This is a genomic window from Sulfuricella sp. T08 (assembly GCF_000971475.1).
Lineage (GTDB): Bacteria > Pseudomonadota > Gammaproteobacteria > Burkholderiales > Sulfuricellaceae > Sulfuricella.
The window spans coordinates 1-850 of the sequence record NZ_DF967584.1 but is presented as its reverse complement, the minus strand read 5'-3'; the positions used below and the strand labels follow the sequence as shown (position 1 = coordinate 850).

The following is an 850-nucleotide window of genomic DNA, read 5'->3' as shown; positions in this document are numbered from 1 at the left end:
CGGCTATGATGCCGCCAACCGCGCCATCATCGCCTACGATCAGGAAAGCAACGCCGTCTCATCCAGCCGAGACGCTGACGGCAAGGTGCGCAGCATCACCGACCCCAACGGCAACACCGTCAGCAACACCTATTGGGACGCCACCCGCGACGGCCGCCTTAAAACCGTCAGCTCGCCCACCATCCAAAGCTACACCAGCGGCCACGCCCTGCAGTACGACTACGATGAGAACGGCAACGTCACCAGCCTCACCGACATTCCCGCCAGCGGCAGCGGCCAGAGCAACCGCACCACCACCTCCCAGTACGACGAACTCAACCGCGCAACAAGAATCGTCGGCCCGCAATATACCGACGCCGCCTACGGCGCCGTGTGCCCGGTCACCGTCTACAGCTACGACAGCCTAAGCCGCCGCACCCAGGTCAAAGCCGGCTACACCCCGAGCCCCTGCACCAGCGCCGCCAGCGACATCACCAAAGTGCAGGAAACCCTGGCGTTTGACGACTTCAACCGCAAGACCAGAAGCACCGACGCCCTGGGCAAATTCTGGAGCATCGCCTATGACGCCAACAACAACGCCACCAGCGTCACCGACGCCAAAAACCAGACCACCAGCTTTACCTGGGACACCGGCCACCAACTGATAAGCCGCACCGAACAAAACGGGCGCAACACCACCTGGCAGCGCAACGCCCTGGGCCAGATCATCCAGACCGTTCACCCCGAAGCCATCACCACCTACGGCTACGACAACACCCACCGCCTCACCTCAGTCATCGACAGTCGTGGCCTCAAAACCCTCAGCTACAGCTGGAGCCCCGGCGGCCTGTTGAACCGCCTCACCGACAGT

At 62.8% G+C, this 850-nt stretch carries 1 protein-coding gene; it reads left to right on the top strand.

The window, feature by feature from the left end:
• Positions 1–850: RHS repeat protein (locus tag SCT_RS17875; RefSeq protein ID WP_144408304.1), on the top strand; the 850-nt coding region annotated here is incomplete at both ends.